The sequence below is a fragment of the Bacillus bruguierae genome (assembly GCF_037104725.1).
In the GTDB taxonomy this organism is placed as follows: domain Bacteria; phylum Bacillota; class Bacilli; order Bacillales; family Bacillaceae_G; genus Bacillus_A; species Bacillus_A bruguierae.
In genome coordinates, this window is sequence record NZ_JBAWSX010000001.1 from 764,711 (window position 1) to 780,518 (window position 15,808).

A 15,808-nucleotide genomic window follows, 5' to 3' on the forward strand; every position below is an offset into this window, starting at 1 on the left:
TGGCCATGCATAGAAGCGGTCAGTGCCTTTTTCTGCCACATGCAAGGTTTAAAACAAAGGGAGAAAGTGAGGGCAGGGCATACTGTATTCTGCATAACCGCTGGAGCTGGACAAAAATGTCGAAAGATTAAAATGGATTTATATATTGCATAAAAATAGACCTATATTCCTATACTTTACGTATATGAAATAGGAGGCAGACAATGAAGCGTATTGTTTCTTTTGGAATTGTCGGTATCTGTTTATTATGTTACGAAACTGAGATCAGTGCAGCGTCTCCCAATCAAATTGTCCAAAAAGAACTGGAATATATCTCAAACCATAAACCTGTTTTATATTCAAAGTTATGGATGCGTTCAATGCAGACGTCTGTATTATTTCATCATAATGACCGCATTCATCATCAAGATACTTTACATAATATAAAGCATTCATCTCTTGTCGATATAAAACAAATGTCACTAACGAAAGCTGCGGTTTATATGCCGCGAGTTGCTCAGTATGTATCAAAATTCGGAAAAGAAAATGTACAAGTGTACTATTTAGCTGTGCAGTATGATGTGAAAAAAGAAAACACCTATCAAATGAATGGAACGAACTACTTCTTACAAGCATTTGTACGAGAGTATGGAGATTGGAAAATTGCTGAAAGTATTGTTGCGCCGACAGGTCAAATTGTGACAAATGGCGATGGATTTGGGACAGATGAAGAGAAGGATTATAGTGAAAAACGAAACAATGTAAAATAGCCTCCTAGGAGGCTATTTTACATTGTTTATCTGATAGTCACTCTGTATTCTCCTAACCGAAGAAACAACCACATTCTCTTTAACAGAGTATACTCCTTCAGCTGTTAAGCGTACCGCTGGTAAATGGGTCGATGTCAAAAAGAACATCGTATATAGTGGATCGATATGCTGATGTCCTCTCTCTTTCAGAAGTTGTACAAGTCTTATCGTTTTTGAAATCAGTTCATGCATGGGTAACTTGCTCATTTTCCCTCCAAGCGGTAATTCCAAATTGAATAAGGTTTCCTCTCCCTCCATTAATATGGTACCGCCGCCTTGAGCGAGTAGCTGATTTACAGCCTGTATCATAATCTCTTTCTTTTGCCCTATAACAACAATATCTTGAGATGCTGTGTAGGTTGTCGCTAGAGCATCTAGGTGATTAGCAAACCCTTTTAATATGCCGTTAGTAACCCACTTCCCCTGTTGATCAATAAGACTGACATAACAATATCCTTCTCTAGCTTCTAAGTCAATAATGCCTTGCTTTAGCGGAAATGCTTCTAGACTGGATTTCGTAATGACCGCATTCAGCATTTCTATTACAGGGACTTCCGGATGCTCAGCGGTCATATCAAGCCATTCCGGCTGAACGCGCCATTCTATGTGCATGGGCTCAAATTGCAATTGCTGCCAATCACATACAGGAAACGGGTTCAATAGCTGCCTGTTTGTCGCAACCAGCTGCCCGTTTGCCATCACCTTGATCGGAGAAGGTTTGCTTATATCCTCGAGAAAAAGAATATCTGCGATTCGTCCTGGGGCGATTCCGCCGATTTCTTGATCCAATCCATAATACGTTGCTGGGTTTAAAGTGGCCATCCGATAAGCGGCATGGAAAGGAACGCCATTATCGAGAGAAATCTTAATAAGATAGTCCATTAGCCCATGCTGAAGAAATGGGGGCATAGAGCCATCTGTTGTTAACATAAGTCTTGAGGCGGAAGAAAAATCAAAGTCGAGCTCTTGTAAATCTTTAATTAAGCCTGGCAAATCAGGACGTATGGAGGAGTGACGCAAAGTTGCATACATACCTAAACGAAGTCTTCTGATTACTTCTTCTCCATTGATAGCTTCATGACAAGCCGTAACACCGAGTGCTGCCAAAGCATTTAAGGTTTCACTAGAGGCTCCTGGGTTATGCCCTTCAATTCTTTTGCCGAGCCTCCGCGCTTCTGCTATTCCTTCTAGTATGGTTTCATCACCAGCCAAGGCGGCAGGCCAAGCTGTCAATTCACCGGCTTGTATAATCTGCTTATGACGAAGTAAACTGACCAAGCGCTCAGTCGTGAATTTCGCTAACATATCCGGGTGGTTGCTTTGCGGATCCATCCTTGCCCACCAATAATTTTTGACAGGCAAATGACTGCTATAGTCTATTAAATATTCAAAGCCTTTCTGATCTGCATTTAAATAAAATATTAGATTATCATTCACTAAAGTCGTTGTGCCTAAGCTTAAAGCGAATTCTCCAAATGACGTAGGATTATAATATTGATACGGATGTGCATGAGGTTCGATGTATCCTGGAACTAACGTAAAGCTAGATGCATCTATAATTTGTGTTTTTTCATCAATTTGTGGTTCCCGCATTCCTACATAAGCAATGCGATCTTCATACAAAACGATATCTTTTCTTTCTAGCTCTCCTGTGTATACATTAAACACAATTCCTCCTGTAATCCAAACTGTTGCCGGATGTTTCCCCCTTGATACCTCTATAAGTTTCCATAATGTATCCCTTTCAATGTATCTCACGTAAGTCTCCCCCCTAATCTGTTTTTTTCACGCTCTTTAGTCCATGTTTAAGTATCTAAAGATTCAGTCTTATCTATTTTTATATTTTACTATAAAGGGTGATTGCATTGTAGACAGTCTTTTTTTCTTCTGTTTTTTGGTAGGTTAAATCTAGGCCAGGCCCGCGTAGGAAACGAAGTGTGGCTCACTTTTTTAGCTTCTGTTTTATAAAGTACATATGAAAACTCCTCTTTTAATTGTAAAGAGGAGGGAAGAGAAGCAAGTGTATAGAGACAAGTTTGTTTTTCGACACTCTGAAAATAGCCTCCTGACTAGGAGGCTATTTTGCATATAAAGAAAGTTTATGTTTTAACAACCATTGTAAAATGACGTATGTCAAAATGCCAACCCCGATAAAATACATGTAATGAAGTAGGATAGATTTACTGCCATCAGTAAACACTTCGCTGCCAAGAAGTCCAAAACAAATGGAAGTACATATTGAGAAATAGATATGAAGTTTTTGATATAACAATATCTTTCCATTCTGTTCATTAGGCGAGCGAGCATATAAGTAAGCTCCTAATGGAAGACAGATGAGTATATAAATTATAGGACTCAGTAGTGTCCATGCAGACGGGATATGATGATAAGCAGGCTCTACATGTAGCTCTCCGTATTCATCTTGTATAGCTTCTCTTTGCGGTTGATAATCATAGTTAATGTTAAAATGGGTAAGAGGAGCTAATGTACTTGTATTTTCTATATACATGGAACTTTTATTATAAATGTTATTATATTCTTTTTGTGATAAATCAACATGCAACGCAAAGAACGGAAACGCAAGCTGAAAAATATAGAGAGGGAAAACTACTAAAATATAACTTAGTGCCCCTTGTGAAATCACATTTCCGGTAATTGTTCCAATGAAAAGTGCTAACGTGTATACAGCAATCAGTGTAATAATCGTATACACGAAATACAAATGAAATGGCGTAAAAGACTGATACTCGGCATGTATCGTTGTGTTGTAGACAATATACATAAGAATCCAATTTACGCTTAGTGTACTGAAAATATGAACCGCACCAAATAACCATTTTGATGAAAATAAATGTGAGCGTTTAAATGGCATAGACCATAAAAAATCATTTGTTTGATTATGACGCTCCCAGCCTATTAATATGACAGCTAATCCAATTAAAAGCAGAGCAGGAAAAAATGTAGGACTATCTCCGCTCAAATGATAGGAATAATACGTATCCGTCGTTTCACGTAAGTACTCAGCTTTGTGCAGTGCGTCACTATAATATCGATATGGTAAGAGATATAAGGTACTGAGCCAGAATAACGCAATAACATATTTCCCTTGCTTCCAGTTTCGCAACCATAATGCTTTATGGAACATGTAATTCACCTCAATTTATACGTGTATTTTTATTGGTTAAACCAATATCGTTATCTTCCACTGAAGGAGAATTTCCATTTTAGTAGGCGAGATAGAAGGAGATAAGTGATAACTCCTGTGCCTAAAAAACCGATATAATAGCTTACTAACGAATTGATTCCTCCTAGTAAACGAGCACCAAGTAAGGCAAAGCACGTTACGGTACAAACGATAAAGAGCTTTTGTAGTTTTGGAAAAAGGAGTATTTTTCCGTTTTGTTCGTTAGGTGACCGAGCATATAAGTACGTACTTAATGGTAATAGAAAAAGTATATATATAACTGGACTTAAAAGCTTCCATGCGGAAGGAATCTTAGTGAAATTAGGCTCGTCTAAATGCTTGCCATTGTCGTCTTTATAATTAAGGTTAGGATTATAATTGAAGTAAATTTGAAAATACATCATCGGTGAAAATGCCGTAAGTGTTCCGGCATTATTCATATATGTATTTTCTTGTTCGTAAGTGTTGGAATAAGATTTATTCGTATGAACAGAAATGAATCCAGCAATTAAAATAGACAATACGAACGGTAAAATAAGAACAATTGCAGTTAAAAAGCCTTGTGATACAATATTTCCAGCAATTGTTCCAATACATAGTGTTAACGTATAGATTGCAATGAGTACGATAGTTGCATATAGGAAATAATACTGAAACGGTGAAAATATTTGATACTTATTATGAAAAGTTGTTTTTTTCAAAATAGCGAAAATTCCCCAGTTTACAATAAGCATGCCAATAATATTCGAAACACCAAAAATCCATTTTGCAAGAAAGATGTGTGTTCGTTTAAATGGCATCGACCAAAGTAAGTCGGTAGATTGATTATGACGATCCCAACCAATGAGTACACAACCTAGGACAATAACAAGTGCACTTTGTATTACTATAGTTTCTTCAGGGAAAATATAGTGATAATAGAAATGATATTTCCATCGACGCATCATTTGTAAGTTTTCAAACTCTTTTGCGGCCGCTTCATAATACTTGTACGACAGTATATAGAAATTAATGAGCCAAAAGAGTAAGATGGTATATTTCCCTTGTTTCCAGTTTCGCATCCATAATGCTTTATGGAACATGTAATTCACCTCTATTTGTATGTGTTTACTTCTTGATTAAAAATATCGTTATCTTCCACCGAGGGAGAATTTCCATTTCAGCAATCGAGTTAACATGATATAACTAATAATCCCAGTTCCCAAAACGCTTAAATAATATCCCCATATAGAGAGGCGCATTCCCAATATGCGTCCACCTAACAGCGCAATACAAATGACAGTACAAGCAATGAACCATTTTTGTAACTGTGGAAACAAAAGGATTTTTCCATTTTGATCGTTAGGAGAATACTTATATAAAGTAATTCCTAATGGAAGAAATATGATAATATAAGCAATCGTGCTGAGGAGACTCCAAGGAGATGGTATTGATATCTTTTCCATAGGATTTAACCTTGGTGATTCGGATATTTTATTCCCATGTTGATCAAAATTTTCAATAGGATGGTAATCATATTGAATATAAAATTCGTGTAATGGTGCCAATACGCTTGTCTGTTCTATATATTCACTAATCTTATGTTCTGTTTTATATAATTTTTCATTTGAATCTCCTACATGAACTTGAAAAAATCCAAATATTACTACTGTTAAAATGTATGGAAGATATAAAATACTTGCTGTTAAGAAACCTTGTGAAAGAAGATTTCCTGTAATTGTGCCAATAAACAACGCAAATGTATAGACAGCAATGAGTATAATCATAGTGTACAAAAAGTAAGTGTGAAACGGACTAAATATTTGATATTGATCATGAAAAGAGATTTTTTTAATACCATACATACTAATCCAACAAACAATGTTTACGATTATAATATTAAAAATACCAAACAACCATTTTGTTAGAAAAATATCTTTTCGCTTAAAAGGCATAGAGAAAAGAAAATCAATAGATTGATTGCTGCGTTCCCAGCCAATCAATAGACAAGCGAGTGCAATGAGAGCGATACCTTGTATCATGACTGGATCTACTGTTTGAAAAGAATAGGCGTAGTAATATACATAGCCATCAAATTTCATTGTTGATTGAGATAATTCAGATTGTGCACCGTTATAATATTGATAAGGAAGCATATATAAACTACTTAACCAAAATAATAAAAGTACATATTTCCCCTGTTTAAACGTCCGCATCCACAACGCCCTATGAAACATGTGACCCCTCCTCAAAAGCCGTAACAAATACATCTTCAAGTGACATTGGTAATTCTTCTAATAAGAGCGGCTGTTCTTTATGAAATTTTTCTAACGTAGTTGCTACAGTGCCTTCGATTAAAACGGTGTATACTTTTCCGGTTTGTTGTAATACTTTTACATTACTTAAGTTTTCTAGCTTTTGTGGTAGTGAACGTTCATAAGCGACTTGAATTTTTGCATACCGTGATTTTGTATCGTCTAAAGCTGTAATCGATGCAATAGTATGATCTTTTAAAATGATGACTGTGTCTGCGATTTTTTCAATTTCATCTAAGTGATGCGTAGAAATGAGAATGGTAATTTCGCGTTCTGCTACTTCTTCAATTAAAAATTGCAGGATTTGTCTTTTTACGATTGGATCAAGTCCGTTTGTTGGCTCATCTAAAATAATGTATTCTACGCCAGTAGAAAAAGCTAAGATCATTGCTAATAATGCTTTCATTCCGCGGGAGTAGCTGCGAATACGTTTGTCTGGTAAGTTAAAACGCTCTAGTAACTCATAAAAATAGTCTGCATTGAAATTTTGATAGACTGCTTTATAGAATTTTACGATTTCTTTTACTGTATAGCCGCTTAATACGTTTGTAGAGTCTGGAACATATACAACTGTTTGTTTCACTTCAGGGTGTTTGTGCACGTCAACTTCGTTATAGGTAACAGTGCCTTCATCTGGATTTAAGATTCCAACGAGTGTACGTAATAACGTTGTTTTTCCAGCTCCGTTTCTTCCGAGTAATCCGGTAATGCTTCCTTTTTTTAAAGTAAATGAAATATCTTCTAATATCGTTTGATTATCAATTGTTTTCTTTACGTTCGTCACTTTTAACATGCGTATTTCCCCCTAACTCTTTATAGTATGAATCAATCCAATCATGAATTTTTTCTTTTGAAATACCGAGATAAGAAGCTTCTAGTAACAATTGATGAAATTGTTTTTCTACCATAGCAATTTTCCTTTCATCTTGTGCGGGAGTAATGGATTGCGAGACAAATGTTCCTTTGCCGCGCAGCGTTTCGATAATTCCTTGCCGCTCTAATTCTTGATAAGCCTTACTCACTGTGTTTGGATTAATCACTAGTGAAGAGGCAAGTTCACGAACGGAAGGGAGTTTATCGTTAGGTTCGAGCATCCCTCTTAAAATTAGCTCTTTAACATTATGAACAATTTGTTCCCATATCGGAGTGTTGCTTCTTGGATCTAGTTGAATGTGCAAGAGCAATGTCTCCTTTCTAATAAAAAAGTATAAGTGTACTATTAGGTGTAATACACTTAATACAATATATAGTGCATAATGATTTGTCAACTATATTTTTAGAAAATTATGGTATAAAACCCCTTCGTTTGGAAAAAATAGGTGTGATATAGAATGGAGGGTTAGTCATGAAGCGATTAATAGGAATACTTGTGTGTTTCATGTTATTGCTTTCTGCTGTTCCAATCGGTTTTGCACAGTCTGAGAAAAGAGAAGCAGAAACAAAACCGAAACTAGCAGAACAAGCATCGTCAGCAATTGTGATTGAGCAGGATACAGGGAAAGTTTTATTTGAAAAAAGTCCAAATGAAAAGTTACCACCTGCTAGTATGACAAAAATTATGACCATGTTACTCATTATGGAACAAATTGAAAAAGGAAAATTAAAACTGAAAGATAAAGTGAGAACGAGTGAACATGCAGCTTCTATGGGCGGATCACAAATTTTCCTTGAGCCTGGTGAAGAAATGACAGTCGATGAAATGTTAAAAGGCATTGCCATTGCATCTGGAAATGATGCATCAGTTGCAGTTGCAGAACATATCGCTGGATCAGAAGAAGGATTTGTAGATAGGATGAATAAAAAAGCAAAAGATTTAGGACTTAAAAATACTCATTTTCAAAATCCAACAGGTCTTCCAGCCGAAAATCATTATTCAACAGCATATGACATGGCAGTTATGGCAAAGGAATTAATGAAATACCCGTTAATCCGTAAATATACAGGGAAATATGAAGATTATTTACGAGAAGATACGGATAAGAAATTTTGGCTTGTAAATACAAACAAGCTTGTTCGTTTCTATCCAGGTGTTGACGGTGTAAAAACAGGTTTTACAACAGAAGCAAAATATTGTTTAACAGCATCTGCAGAACGCAATGGCATGCGTGTCATTTCTGTTATTATGGGATCTCCAACATCAAAGGAACGAAATGCGGAAGTAACGAAGCTTCTTGATTATGCATTTAGTCAATATATGACGAAAAAGATGTATACAAGGGGAGAAAAAATTCAAACGGTAAAAGTAGGAAAAGGAAAAAAAGAAACTGTCGACTTAGTAGCTTCTGACAATGTTTCTCTGTTAATGAAAAAAGGAGAAACAATGAAGAATCTCAAAAAAGAAGTAGTTGCTGAGGAGAAGGTGAAAGCTCCAATTAAAAAAGGAGATGCCTTAGGTACACTTGTTATAAAAAAAGGGAATGAAGTGTTACTCAAACAAACAATTGTTGCAAAAGAAGATGTTGCAGCAGCGAGCTGGTGGGAATTATTTAAACGAAGTTTTGGGATGTTTTCGACATCGAAATAGCGGCAATTTAGTTGCCGCTTTCTCTTTTAGTAATTTTGCTATGATTTCGATAGTGAGAGATGTTTCTATATGAATCCATTTTCATTTTTCGACATATAGATTGCGGCTATGCAGAAGAAAAGGAACCTGCACTTGCTTTCTCCCTTTGTTTTAACCTTGTATGTGGCAGGAAAGGGAACTGACCGCTTCTATACATGGCCAGATGCTCTCGCCCACCGAAAAAGAATGGTTTTATGTCGGTTTTTTAATTTGGATTTATATAGAAGGTTCATTTTATGACGAAATAGTACTTCTTTTGTCAGGTGGAAGGATTCTACATTTATTTTAGAGAAAACTTCTTATATGTTTTGCGTGTATACGCGAATTTTGAATGTAAGGAGGAAATAGAGTGAGTCTTTCCATCCATTTAGAAGTAAAGCGTGACGTCTTATGTGTTCGTTTAGCGGGCGAACTAGATCATCATACTGCCGAAGAGTTGCGAGCGAAAGTAACTGATATGATTGAGACGCATCATGTTCATCATATTATTTTAAATTTAGAACAATTAGCATTTATGGATAGCTCTGGTCTTGGTGTTATATTAGGTAGATATAAACATGTCAAAAGCTTAGGCGGCGAAATGGTTGTTTGTGCAATTTCTCCTGCTGTAAAGCGCTTATTTGAGATGTCAGGGCTATTTAAAATTATTCGATTAGAAGAAGATGAAGCGCATGCGCTTGCGACATTGGGGGTGGCATAGATGAGAAATGAGATGAACCTTCAATTTTCAGCATTAAGTCAAAATGAATCGTTTGCTCGGGTTACAGTTGCGGCTTTTATTGCGCAGCTTGATCCAACGATGGAAGAGTTAACGGAAGTGAAAACAGTTGTGTCTGAGGCGGTAACAAATGCTATTATTCATGGATATGAAGGACACCCAGATGGCGTTGTGTATATTACGGTTATTTTAGAAGATGGTATGGTAAAGTTAACGATTCGTGATGAAGGGATTGGAATTCTAGATTTAGATGAAGCAAGGCAACCCCTTTTTACAACAAAACCCGAATTAGAGCGTTCCGGAATGGGATTTACCATTATGGAAAATTTTATGGACGAAGTAGAGGTTATTTCTAATAAATCCTTCGGGACAACGATCCATTTGACGAAGCATCTATCAAAAAGTAACGCTCTATGCAATTAAGGAGAATTGCCTATGGACATAGAGGTCAGAAGTGAAAAAGGAAAAGGTCAGTTAAAGGATCATGAGTTAAAAGAATTAATTAAGCGAAGTCAAGATGGTGATCAAGGAGCGAGAGATTTAATTATACAAAATAATATGAGACTTGTTTGGTCGGTTGTACAACGTTTTTTAAATCGCGGTTACGAGCCGGAGGACTTGTTTCAAATTGGCTGTATTGGTTTGCTAAAATCTGTCGATAAATTTGATCTATCTTTTGATGTAAAGTTTTCAACATATGCAGTTCCCATGATTATTGGAGAAATTCAACGTTTTTTACGGGATGACGGGACAGTGAAAGTAAGTCGTTCTTTAAAAGAAACTGGAAATAAAATTCGTAAAATGAAAGACGAATTATCAAAAGAGTATGGCCGTGCACCAACAATTACCGAAATAGCAGAGGCGTTAGAGTTAACGCCGGAAGAAGTTGTAATGGCGCAAGAAGCAAGCCGGACACCATCATCTATACATGAAACGGTGTATGAAAATGATGGTGATCCTATTACTGTTTTAGATCAAATAGCGGATCGTTCTGAAACAAAGTGGTTTGATAAGATTGCGTTGAAAGAAGCAATTCGTGAATTAGATGAGCGTGAACGATTGATCGTATATTTGCGGTACTATAAAGATCAAACACAATCGGAAGTAGCGGAGCGTTTAGGAATTTCTCAAGTACAAGTATCACGGCTAGAAAAGAAAATATTAAAGCAAATGAAGGAACGAATAGGCGAATAGTCTATTCGTTTTTTTATTTTAAAAAAGTTGTATTAGAAAATTTTCCAATATCCATACTACAACTACGAGGAATAGTTAAGAGGTGATTGGAGTGGAGCAAACGATATATGTAAAGATGAGGAATCGTCTACAAGTGTCGCCTGCTTATGAGATTAAAATTGGTGATGTTGCACAAGTGGTTGGAGAATCGCATATTGTAGACGAGATAAAACGACAGGCTGTATACAAAATTACAAAGAAAGATAAAACGCATGTTGTAATTGATGTGATGAAAGTTATTCAGAGTATTAGGCAGTATTCCAGCAGTTTAGAAATTAATTTGCTCGGTTCGGCGCAAACGATTGTTGAAATTGTATATGAAAAAAAAGAAGTAAATCCATTTCTCTTTGGGATGGTATGGTTATTGCTATTTGTGGGAGCGGCTCTTGCGATTATTTATTTTCATGAAGACGTTAGTATGCAGCAAGTGCATCAACGTTTATATTACATGGTTACAGGAGAAAGTAACAGAAAGCCACTTTTATTTCAAATCCCATATTCGTTAGGGCTTGGACTTGGAATGATTCTTTTTTTTAATCACGTTTTTCAAAAGCGCATTAATGAAGAGCCAAGCCCATTAGAAGTTGAAATGTTTCAATATCAGCAATCTCTCGATCAATATGTGATGATGAATGAAAATAAAGAAATGATAAAGAAAATTCGAAATGATTGAATATATTGAGGTTATCTTTATTGGATTTGCTGGTGGAATTGCGGTTGGAGGAGGATACGTTGCATTTTTAACTGTATTGGGTATGATTCCAAGGCTCGCTCAGTTAACGAAAAGTGGACATCGAGTTCAATATTATGAATGGGCTGTTGTGAGTGGTGCACTAAGCGGTGCGTGGTGCAGTTTACGCGATGTTACATTGCTTGCTTCACCGTATTGGCTTTTGTTACTTGGACTGTTATGCGGCACATTTATCGGAATGCTTGCTGCTGCTTTAACAGAAGTGCTGAATGTACTTCCAATATTAGCAAAACGTGTTGGGGTTGATGGGAAAATTGTTATTCTTCTTATTGCACTTGTTCTTGGTAAGGTAGTAGGATCTTTATTTCATTGGATTTATTTTGTGAAATAGGAGGCATGTTAGTGGCACTGCATAGATTAAAAGACGACTATACGAATAAAGTGAAAGAGTATCATCCAAAACCTAACTATATGATGAATTGCATCAAGGCTTTTGTTGTGGGTGGACTTATTTGCACATTAGGTGAGGTCTTGACAAAGATGTATATACATTATTTCGATTTTACGGAGAAAAATGCAGGGAATCCAACAATTACAACATTAATATTACTATCAGCAATTTTAACGGGGCTTGGTGTATATGATAAACTTGGACAATTTGCAGGAGCAGGCTCAGCAATTCCGGTTACTGGATTTGCAAATTCAATGGTGAGCGCAGCAATGGAACACCGCAGTGAAGGAATTGTTCTTGGGATTGCCACAAATATGTTCAAAATTGCTGGAAGTGTAATTGTATTTGGCGTTGTTGGAGCGTATGTTGTAGGTCTCATTCGGTATACATGGAAGCTCCTCCAATGATGGAAGTTTCAGTTAATGTAAGTAAAGGAGAAGGCAGATGAGATTAACTGGGAAGCAAACGTGGCTATTTCAAAATGATGTATATGTGAATGCAACGGGGACGGCCGTTGGACCGGAAGAGGCAAAGGGACCGCTTGGAGATAGTTTTGATATTACATATGATGATTTACATTGCAAAGAAGAGAATTGGGAGCTAGCAGAAAGACGGTTAATGCGAGAGTCGATTCAACAAGCATTGCGAAAAGAAAAGATACAAGCATCTGATATTGATTTTTTTTTAGCTGGAGATTTGTTAAATCAAACAGTTACGGCAAATTATGTTGCAAGAGAACTTTCAATCCCATTTTTAGGTATGTTTGGAGCGTGTTCCACTTCGATGGAGACGTTAGCTGTTGGCGCAGCATTTATTGATGGGGGATTTGCAAATCGAGTATTAGCAACAGTCAGCAGTCATAATGCTACGGCCGAGCGGCAATTTCGTTATCCAACAGAGTACGGAGGACAAAAGCCAACTACAGCGACATTTACTGTTACAGGAGCCGGTACAGCTTTAATTAGTCGGGAAAGAAGTGCAATTAAAGTCACAGCAGCAACCATTGGAAAAGTGCAAGATTTAGGTATAACAGATCCGTTTGATATGGGATCTGCGATGGCCCCTGCTGCAGCTCATACAATCGGACAGCATTTTGAGGATTTAAACAGAAGTGCTGCTGATTACGATTTGATTGTGACAGGAGATTTGTCGGCAGTAGGAACGCCGATTGCACGACAGCTTTTGTTAGATGAAGGCTATGATCTAGGGAATGTCTATAATGATTGCGGTTTAATGATTTATAGAGATGACCAGCAAGTATTTGCGGGAGGAAGTGGCTGTGCTTGTTCCGCAGTTGTAACATATGGACATTTAATGAAAGAAATGAAAAAGGGGAATCTCAGGCGGATTTTTGTCGTCGCAACAGGTGCTTTATTAAGTCCGATTATGATTCAACAAAAAGAATCGATTCCAACAATTGCACACGGTATTGTATTTGAAAGAATAAAAGGGGTGTAATATGTGGAATTTATATATGCGTTTTTAGTTGGAGGGGCGATTTGTGTTATCGGACAACTCCTGTTAGATTTTGCGAAATTAACACCTGCACATGTTATGGCAATTTTCGTAGTAATGGGTGCTATTTTAGATGGTTTTGGCATTTATGATAAACTGATTCAGTTTGCAGGAGCGGGAGCGACTGTTCCGATTTCAAGTTTTGGCCATTCTTTATTGCATGGAGCGATGGAAGCAGCAGAAAAGTATGGTTATCTTGGGATTGGAATGGGAATGTTTAAGTTAACATCTGTTGGAATTTCAGCAGCAATTTTATTTGCATTTTTAGCAGCACTTATTTTTAAACCGAAAGGATAAATAAGATGAGAAGAAGGGTTATTTTGGTGACAGACGGAGATGAATATGCGCAGCGAACAATCGAGTTACTGGCAAAGGAGTTTGGGGGACGATGTATTTCGGCATCGCAAAGTAATCCAACGAAATTAACAGGGAGAAAGATTGTTGAGCTTATCATGCAAACACCACATGACCCTGTTTTTGTTATGTTTGATGATAGTGGATATATTGGGGAAGGATCAGGAGAAAAAGCATTAAAATATGTGGCAACGAACAAACAAATTGATGTGCTTGGCGTGTTAGCGGTTGCTTCGAATACGCATCATTGGGAATGGGCACGTGTTGATGTAAGTGTTGATCGAGAAGGACGATTAACTGAGTATGGTGTTGATAAATTTGGATTGGCGGATGTTGAAATAGGAAGAATTAACGGTGATACCGTTTACTGTTTAGACGAATTGCATGTTCCTATTATTGTTGGAATCGGTGATATTGGGAAAATGTACGGCAATGATGACTGGAAACGCGGGTCGCCAATTACAAAACAAGCAATTCAATTGATTTTAGAAAGGAGTGGGTTTTATGACCAATACAAAAAAGATTAATATACCAATTTCTTCATTTTTAAGTGACAATGAAAATTATTTGAAGCAAACAGTTGGACTTGGCGTTACCTTTGATGTGGGAATTCGTAAATTTCATATTTTAGATAAAGAAATTGGTGTTTTGTTTGTGAATGGTTTATGTGATACAAACTATATCATACACATTCTCGAAGAGGCTATTGATACGAATGAAATCCAAAGGTATGGAGAAGGTACAGTAAAGTTGTTAGAAAATCGTCTGATTCATCAGCAAGTAAGTAAAATAAAGACGATGGATGATGTCATATTACAAGTTTTATCAGGCTTAATCGTTATTTTTGTTGAGGGAGAGACAGAAGCATTTGTAATTGATGTTCGTAGTTATCCAGGACGCACTCCGACAGAGCCGGATACAGAGAAAGTTGTTAGGGGGGCACGTGATGGATTTGTTGAAAATATTATTGTAAACACAGCTCTTATTCGGAGACGTATTCGTGATCCGCGTTTGCGACATGAAATTATCCGGGTGGGAGAGCGATCACGCACAGATCTTTGTATCGCATATATACAAGATATTGCGAATCCTGATTTAGTGAAAATAATAAAGCAGGAGATAGCAAATATTCAAATCGACGGTGTAACAATGGCGGATAAAACAATTGAGGAGTTTCTTGTGAAACAAGGATATAACCCTTTTCCGCTTATTCGCTATACAGAAAGACCAGATGTCGCTGCGAATCATTTGTTAGAAGGACATGTTTTACTCCTGACAGATACTTCTCCTAGTGCAATTATTACACCGACAACATATTTTCATCATGTACAACATGCAGAGGAATTTCGGCAAAATCCTGCTGTTGGAACATTTTTACGCTGGATTCGTTTTCTAGGAGTTGTATTTTCTCTGTTCTTATTGCCACTTTGGCTTGTGTTTGTAATGGATCCTGCTGTATTACCAGAAAAGTTAGCGTTTATTGGACCGAATAAAGTGACCAATATACCGATTGCTTTGCAGATTATTTTAGCAGAAGTAGGACTGGAATTTCTGAGGATGGCATCAATTCATACACCAACACCGCTGTCATCAGCAGCAGGGTTAATTTCGGCTATATTAATTGGTCAAATTGCAATTAATGTCGGTCTATTTGTACCAGAAGTCATTTTATATACTGCCATTTCTATGATTGGATCATATGCAACGCCAAGTTATGAATTAGGATTAGGGAATAAAATCGGGAAATTATTCCTTATTATATGTACAGCTTTATTTCAGGAAATAGGCTTTGTTGTTGGAATGACATTGTTAATTTTATTTTTAGCATCTATTAGAAGTTTACAAACGCCGTATCTTTGGCCGTTTCTTCCATTTGATTGGGAAGCATTGGTGAAAATTTTAATTCGCCCATCTATTTCTAGTTTAAAGGTACGTCCTAGTATCGTCCATCCTCAAAATATAAGGAGGCAAAAATGAGCAGAAGAATAAATTCTGCTCATTTTTGTTATAAATTTAT

General features: G+C 36.8%; 18 protein-coding genes. 12 read left to right on the forward strand and 6 right to left on the reverse strand.

The window, feature by feature from the left end:
• Positions 1 to 203 precede the first annotated feature (203 nt).
• Positions 204 to 749 carry a hypothetical protein gene (locus WAZ07_RS03905; RefSeq protein WP_336471373.1) on the forward strand — a complete coding sequence of 182 codons (546 nt, stop codon included), beginning with the start codon at positions 204 to 206 and terminating at the stop codon, positions 747 to 749.
• Between the two features lie 12 nt (positions 750 to 761).
• Here WAZ07_RS03905 and WAZ07_RS03910 read toward each other — a convergent pair whose 3' ends face one another.
• The 6 genes from WAZ07_RS03910 to WAZ07_RS03935 form a co-directional block, all read right to left on the reverse strand.
• The gene (locus WAZ07_RS03910; RefSeq protein ID WP_336471374.1) at positions 762 to 2,546 is read right to left on the reverse strand and encodes an adenine deaminase C-terminal domain-containing protein; all 1,785 of its coding nucleotides are present in this window, start codon (positions 2,544 to 2,546) and stop codon (positions 762 to 764) included.
• 319 nt (positions 2,547 to 2,865) lie between these two features.
• Entirely contained in the window at positions 2,866 to 3,933 is a 1,068-nt protein-coding gene (locus WAZ07_RS03915; RefSeq protein ID WP_336471375.1) for an ABC transporter permease subunit, read from the reverse strand.
• Positions 3,934 to 3,983: 50 nt separating this feature from the next.
• Entirely contained in the window at positions 3,984 to 5,054 is a 1,071-nt protein-coding gene (locus tag WAZ07_RS03920; RefSeq protein WP_336471376.1) for an ABC transporter permease subunit, read from the reverse strand.
• A gap of 48 nt (positions 5,055 to 5,102) precedes the next feature.
• Complete coding sequence (locus WAZ07_RS03925) at positions 5,103 to 6,188, reverse strand: ABC transporter permease subunit (RefSeq protein WP_336471377.1); 1,086 nt, start codon at positions 6,186 to 6,188, stop codon at positions 5,103 to 5,105.
• Positions 6,178 to 7,059, reverse strand: coding sequence for an ABC transporter ATP-binding protein (locus WAZ07_RS03930; protein WP_336471378.1), 882 nt, complete (start codon positions 7,057 to 7,059; stop codon positions 6,178 to 6,180). Before WAZ07_RS03930 ends, WAZ07_RS03925 begins: the two co-directional genes overlap by 11 nt.
• Positions 7,025 to 7,444, reverse strand: coding sequence for a GntR family transcriptional regulator (locus tag WAZ07_RS03935; protein WP_139207614.1), 420 nt, complete (start codon positions 7,442 to 7,444; stop codon positions 7,025 to 7,027). Before WAZ07_RS03935 ends, WAZ07_RS03930 begins: the two co-directional genes overlap by 35 nt.
• A gap of 167 nt (positions 7,445 to 7,611) precedes the next feature.
• Here WAZ07_RS03935 and WAZ07_RS03940 point away from each other — a divergent pair, with 167 nt between their 5' ends.
• The 11 genes from WAZ07_RS03940 to WAZ07_RS03990 all read left to right on the forward strand — a co-directional run bounded on the left by WAZ07_RS03940 (position 7,612) and on the right by WAZ07_RS03990 (position 15,768).
• On the forward strand, positions 7,612 to 8,790 hold the full coding sequence (locus WAZ07_RS03940; RefSeq protein WP_336471379.1) for a D-alanyl-D-alanine carboxypeptidase family protein: 1,179 nt from the start codon (positions 7,612 to 7,614) through the stop codon (positions 8,788 to 8,790).
• A gap of 388 nt (positions 8,791 to 9,178) precedes the next feature.
• Positions 9,179 to 9,529 (forward strand): anti-sigma F factor antagonist, encoded by a 351-nt coding sequence (gene spoIIAA, locus WAZ07_RS03945; RefSeq protein ID WP_090914103.1) that lies wholly within the window; start codon positions 9,179 to 9,181, stop codon positions 9,527 to 9,529.
• Positions 9,530 to 9,970: an anti-sigma F factor gene (spoIIAB, locus tag WAZ07_RS03950; RefSeq protein WP_090914105.1), complete on the forward strand. Its 441-nt coding sequence runs from the start codon at positions 9,530 to 9,532 to the stop codon at positions 9,968 to 9,970.
• Between the two features lie 12 nt (positions 9,971 to 9,982).
• A complete protein-coding gene (sigF, locus tag WAZ07_RS03955; protein ID WP_090914107.1) occupies positions 9,983 to 10,741 on the forward strand; it encodes an RNA polymerase sporulation sigma factor SigF in 759 nt (252 codons plus the stop codon).
• A gap of 91 nt (positions 10,742 to 10,832) precedes the next feature.
• On the forward strand, positions 10,833 to 11,453 hold the full coding sequence (locus tag WAZ07_RS03960; RefSeq protein ID WP_090914109.1) for a stage V sporulation protein AA: 621 nt from the start codon (positions 10,833 to 10,835) through the stop codon (positions 11,451 to 11,453).
• Positions 11,446 to 11,862 carry a stage V sporulation protein AB gene (locus WAZ07_RS03965; RefSeq protein ID WP_336471380.1) on the forward strand — a complete coding sequence of 139 codons (417 nt, stop codon included), beginning with the start codon at positions 11,446 to 11,448 and terminating at the stop codon, positions 11,860 to 11,862. The genes WAZ07_RS03960 and WAZ07_RS03965 overlap by 8 nt, the downstream gene beginning before the upstream one ends.
• Before the next feature lie 5 nt (positions 11,863 to 11,867).
• Positions 11,868 to 12,329 (forward strand): stage V sporulation protein AC, encoded by a 462-nt coding sequence (gene spoVAC, locus WAZ07_RS03970; RefSeq protein WP_396547296.1) that lies wholly within the window; start codon positions 11,868 to 11,870, stop codon positions 12,327 to 12,329.
• Between the two features lie 37 nt (positions 12,330 to 12,366).
• Positions 12,367 to 13,380: a stage V sporulation protein AD gene (gene spoVAD / locus WAZ07_RS03975; RefSeq protein WP_336471381.1), complete on the forward strand. Its 1,014-nt coding sequence runs from the start codon at positions 12,367 to 12,369 to the stop codon at positions 13,378 to 13,380.
• 3 nt (positions 13,381 to 13,383) lie between these two features.
• Positions 13,384 to 13,734: a stage V sporulation protein AE gene (spoVAE, locus tag WAZ07_RS03980; protein ID WP_090914116.1), complete on the forward strand. Its 351-nt coding sequence runs from the start codon at positions 13,384 to 13,386 to the stop codon at positions 13,732 to 13,734.
• Positions 13,735 to 13,739: 5 nt separating this feature from the next.
• On the forward strand, positions 13,740 to 14,318 hold the full coding sequence (gene spoVAEA, locus WAZ07_RS03985; protein WP_090914118.1) for a stage V sporulation protein SpoVABEA: 579 nt from the start codon (positions 13,740 to 13,742) through the stop codon (positions 14,316 to 14,318).
• On the forward strand, positions 14,296 to 15,768 hold the full coding sequence (locus WAZ07_RS03990) for a spore germination protein (protein WP_336471382.1): 1,473 nt from the start codon (positions 14,296 to 14,298) through the stop codon (positions 15,766 to 15,768). The genes spoVAEA and WAZ07_RS03990 overlap by 23 nt, the downstream gene beginning before the upstream one ends.
• The last annotated feature ends 40 nt before the right edge of the window (positions 15,769 to 15,808 follow it).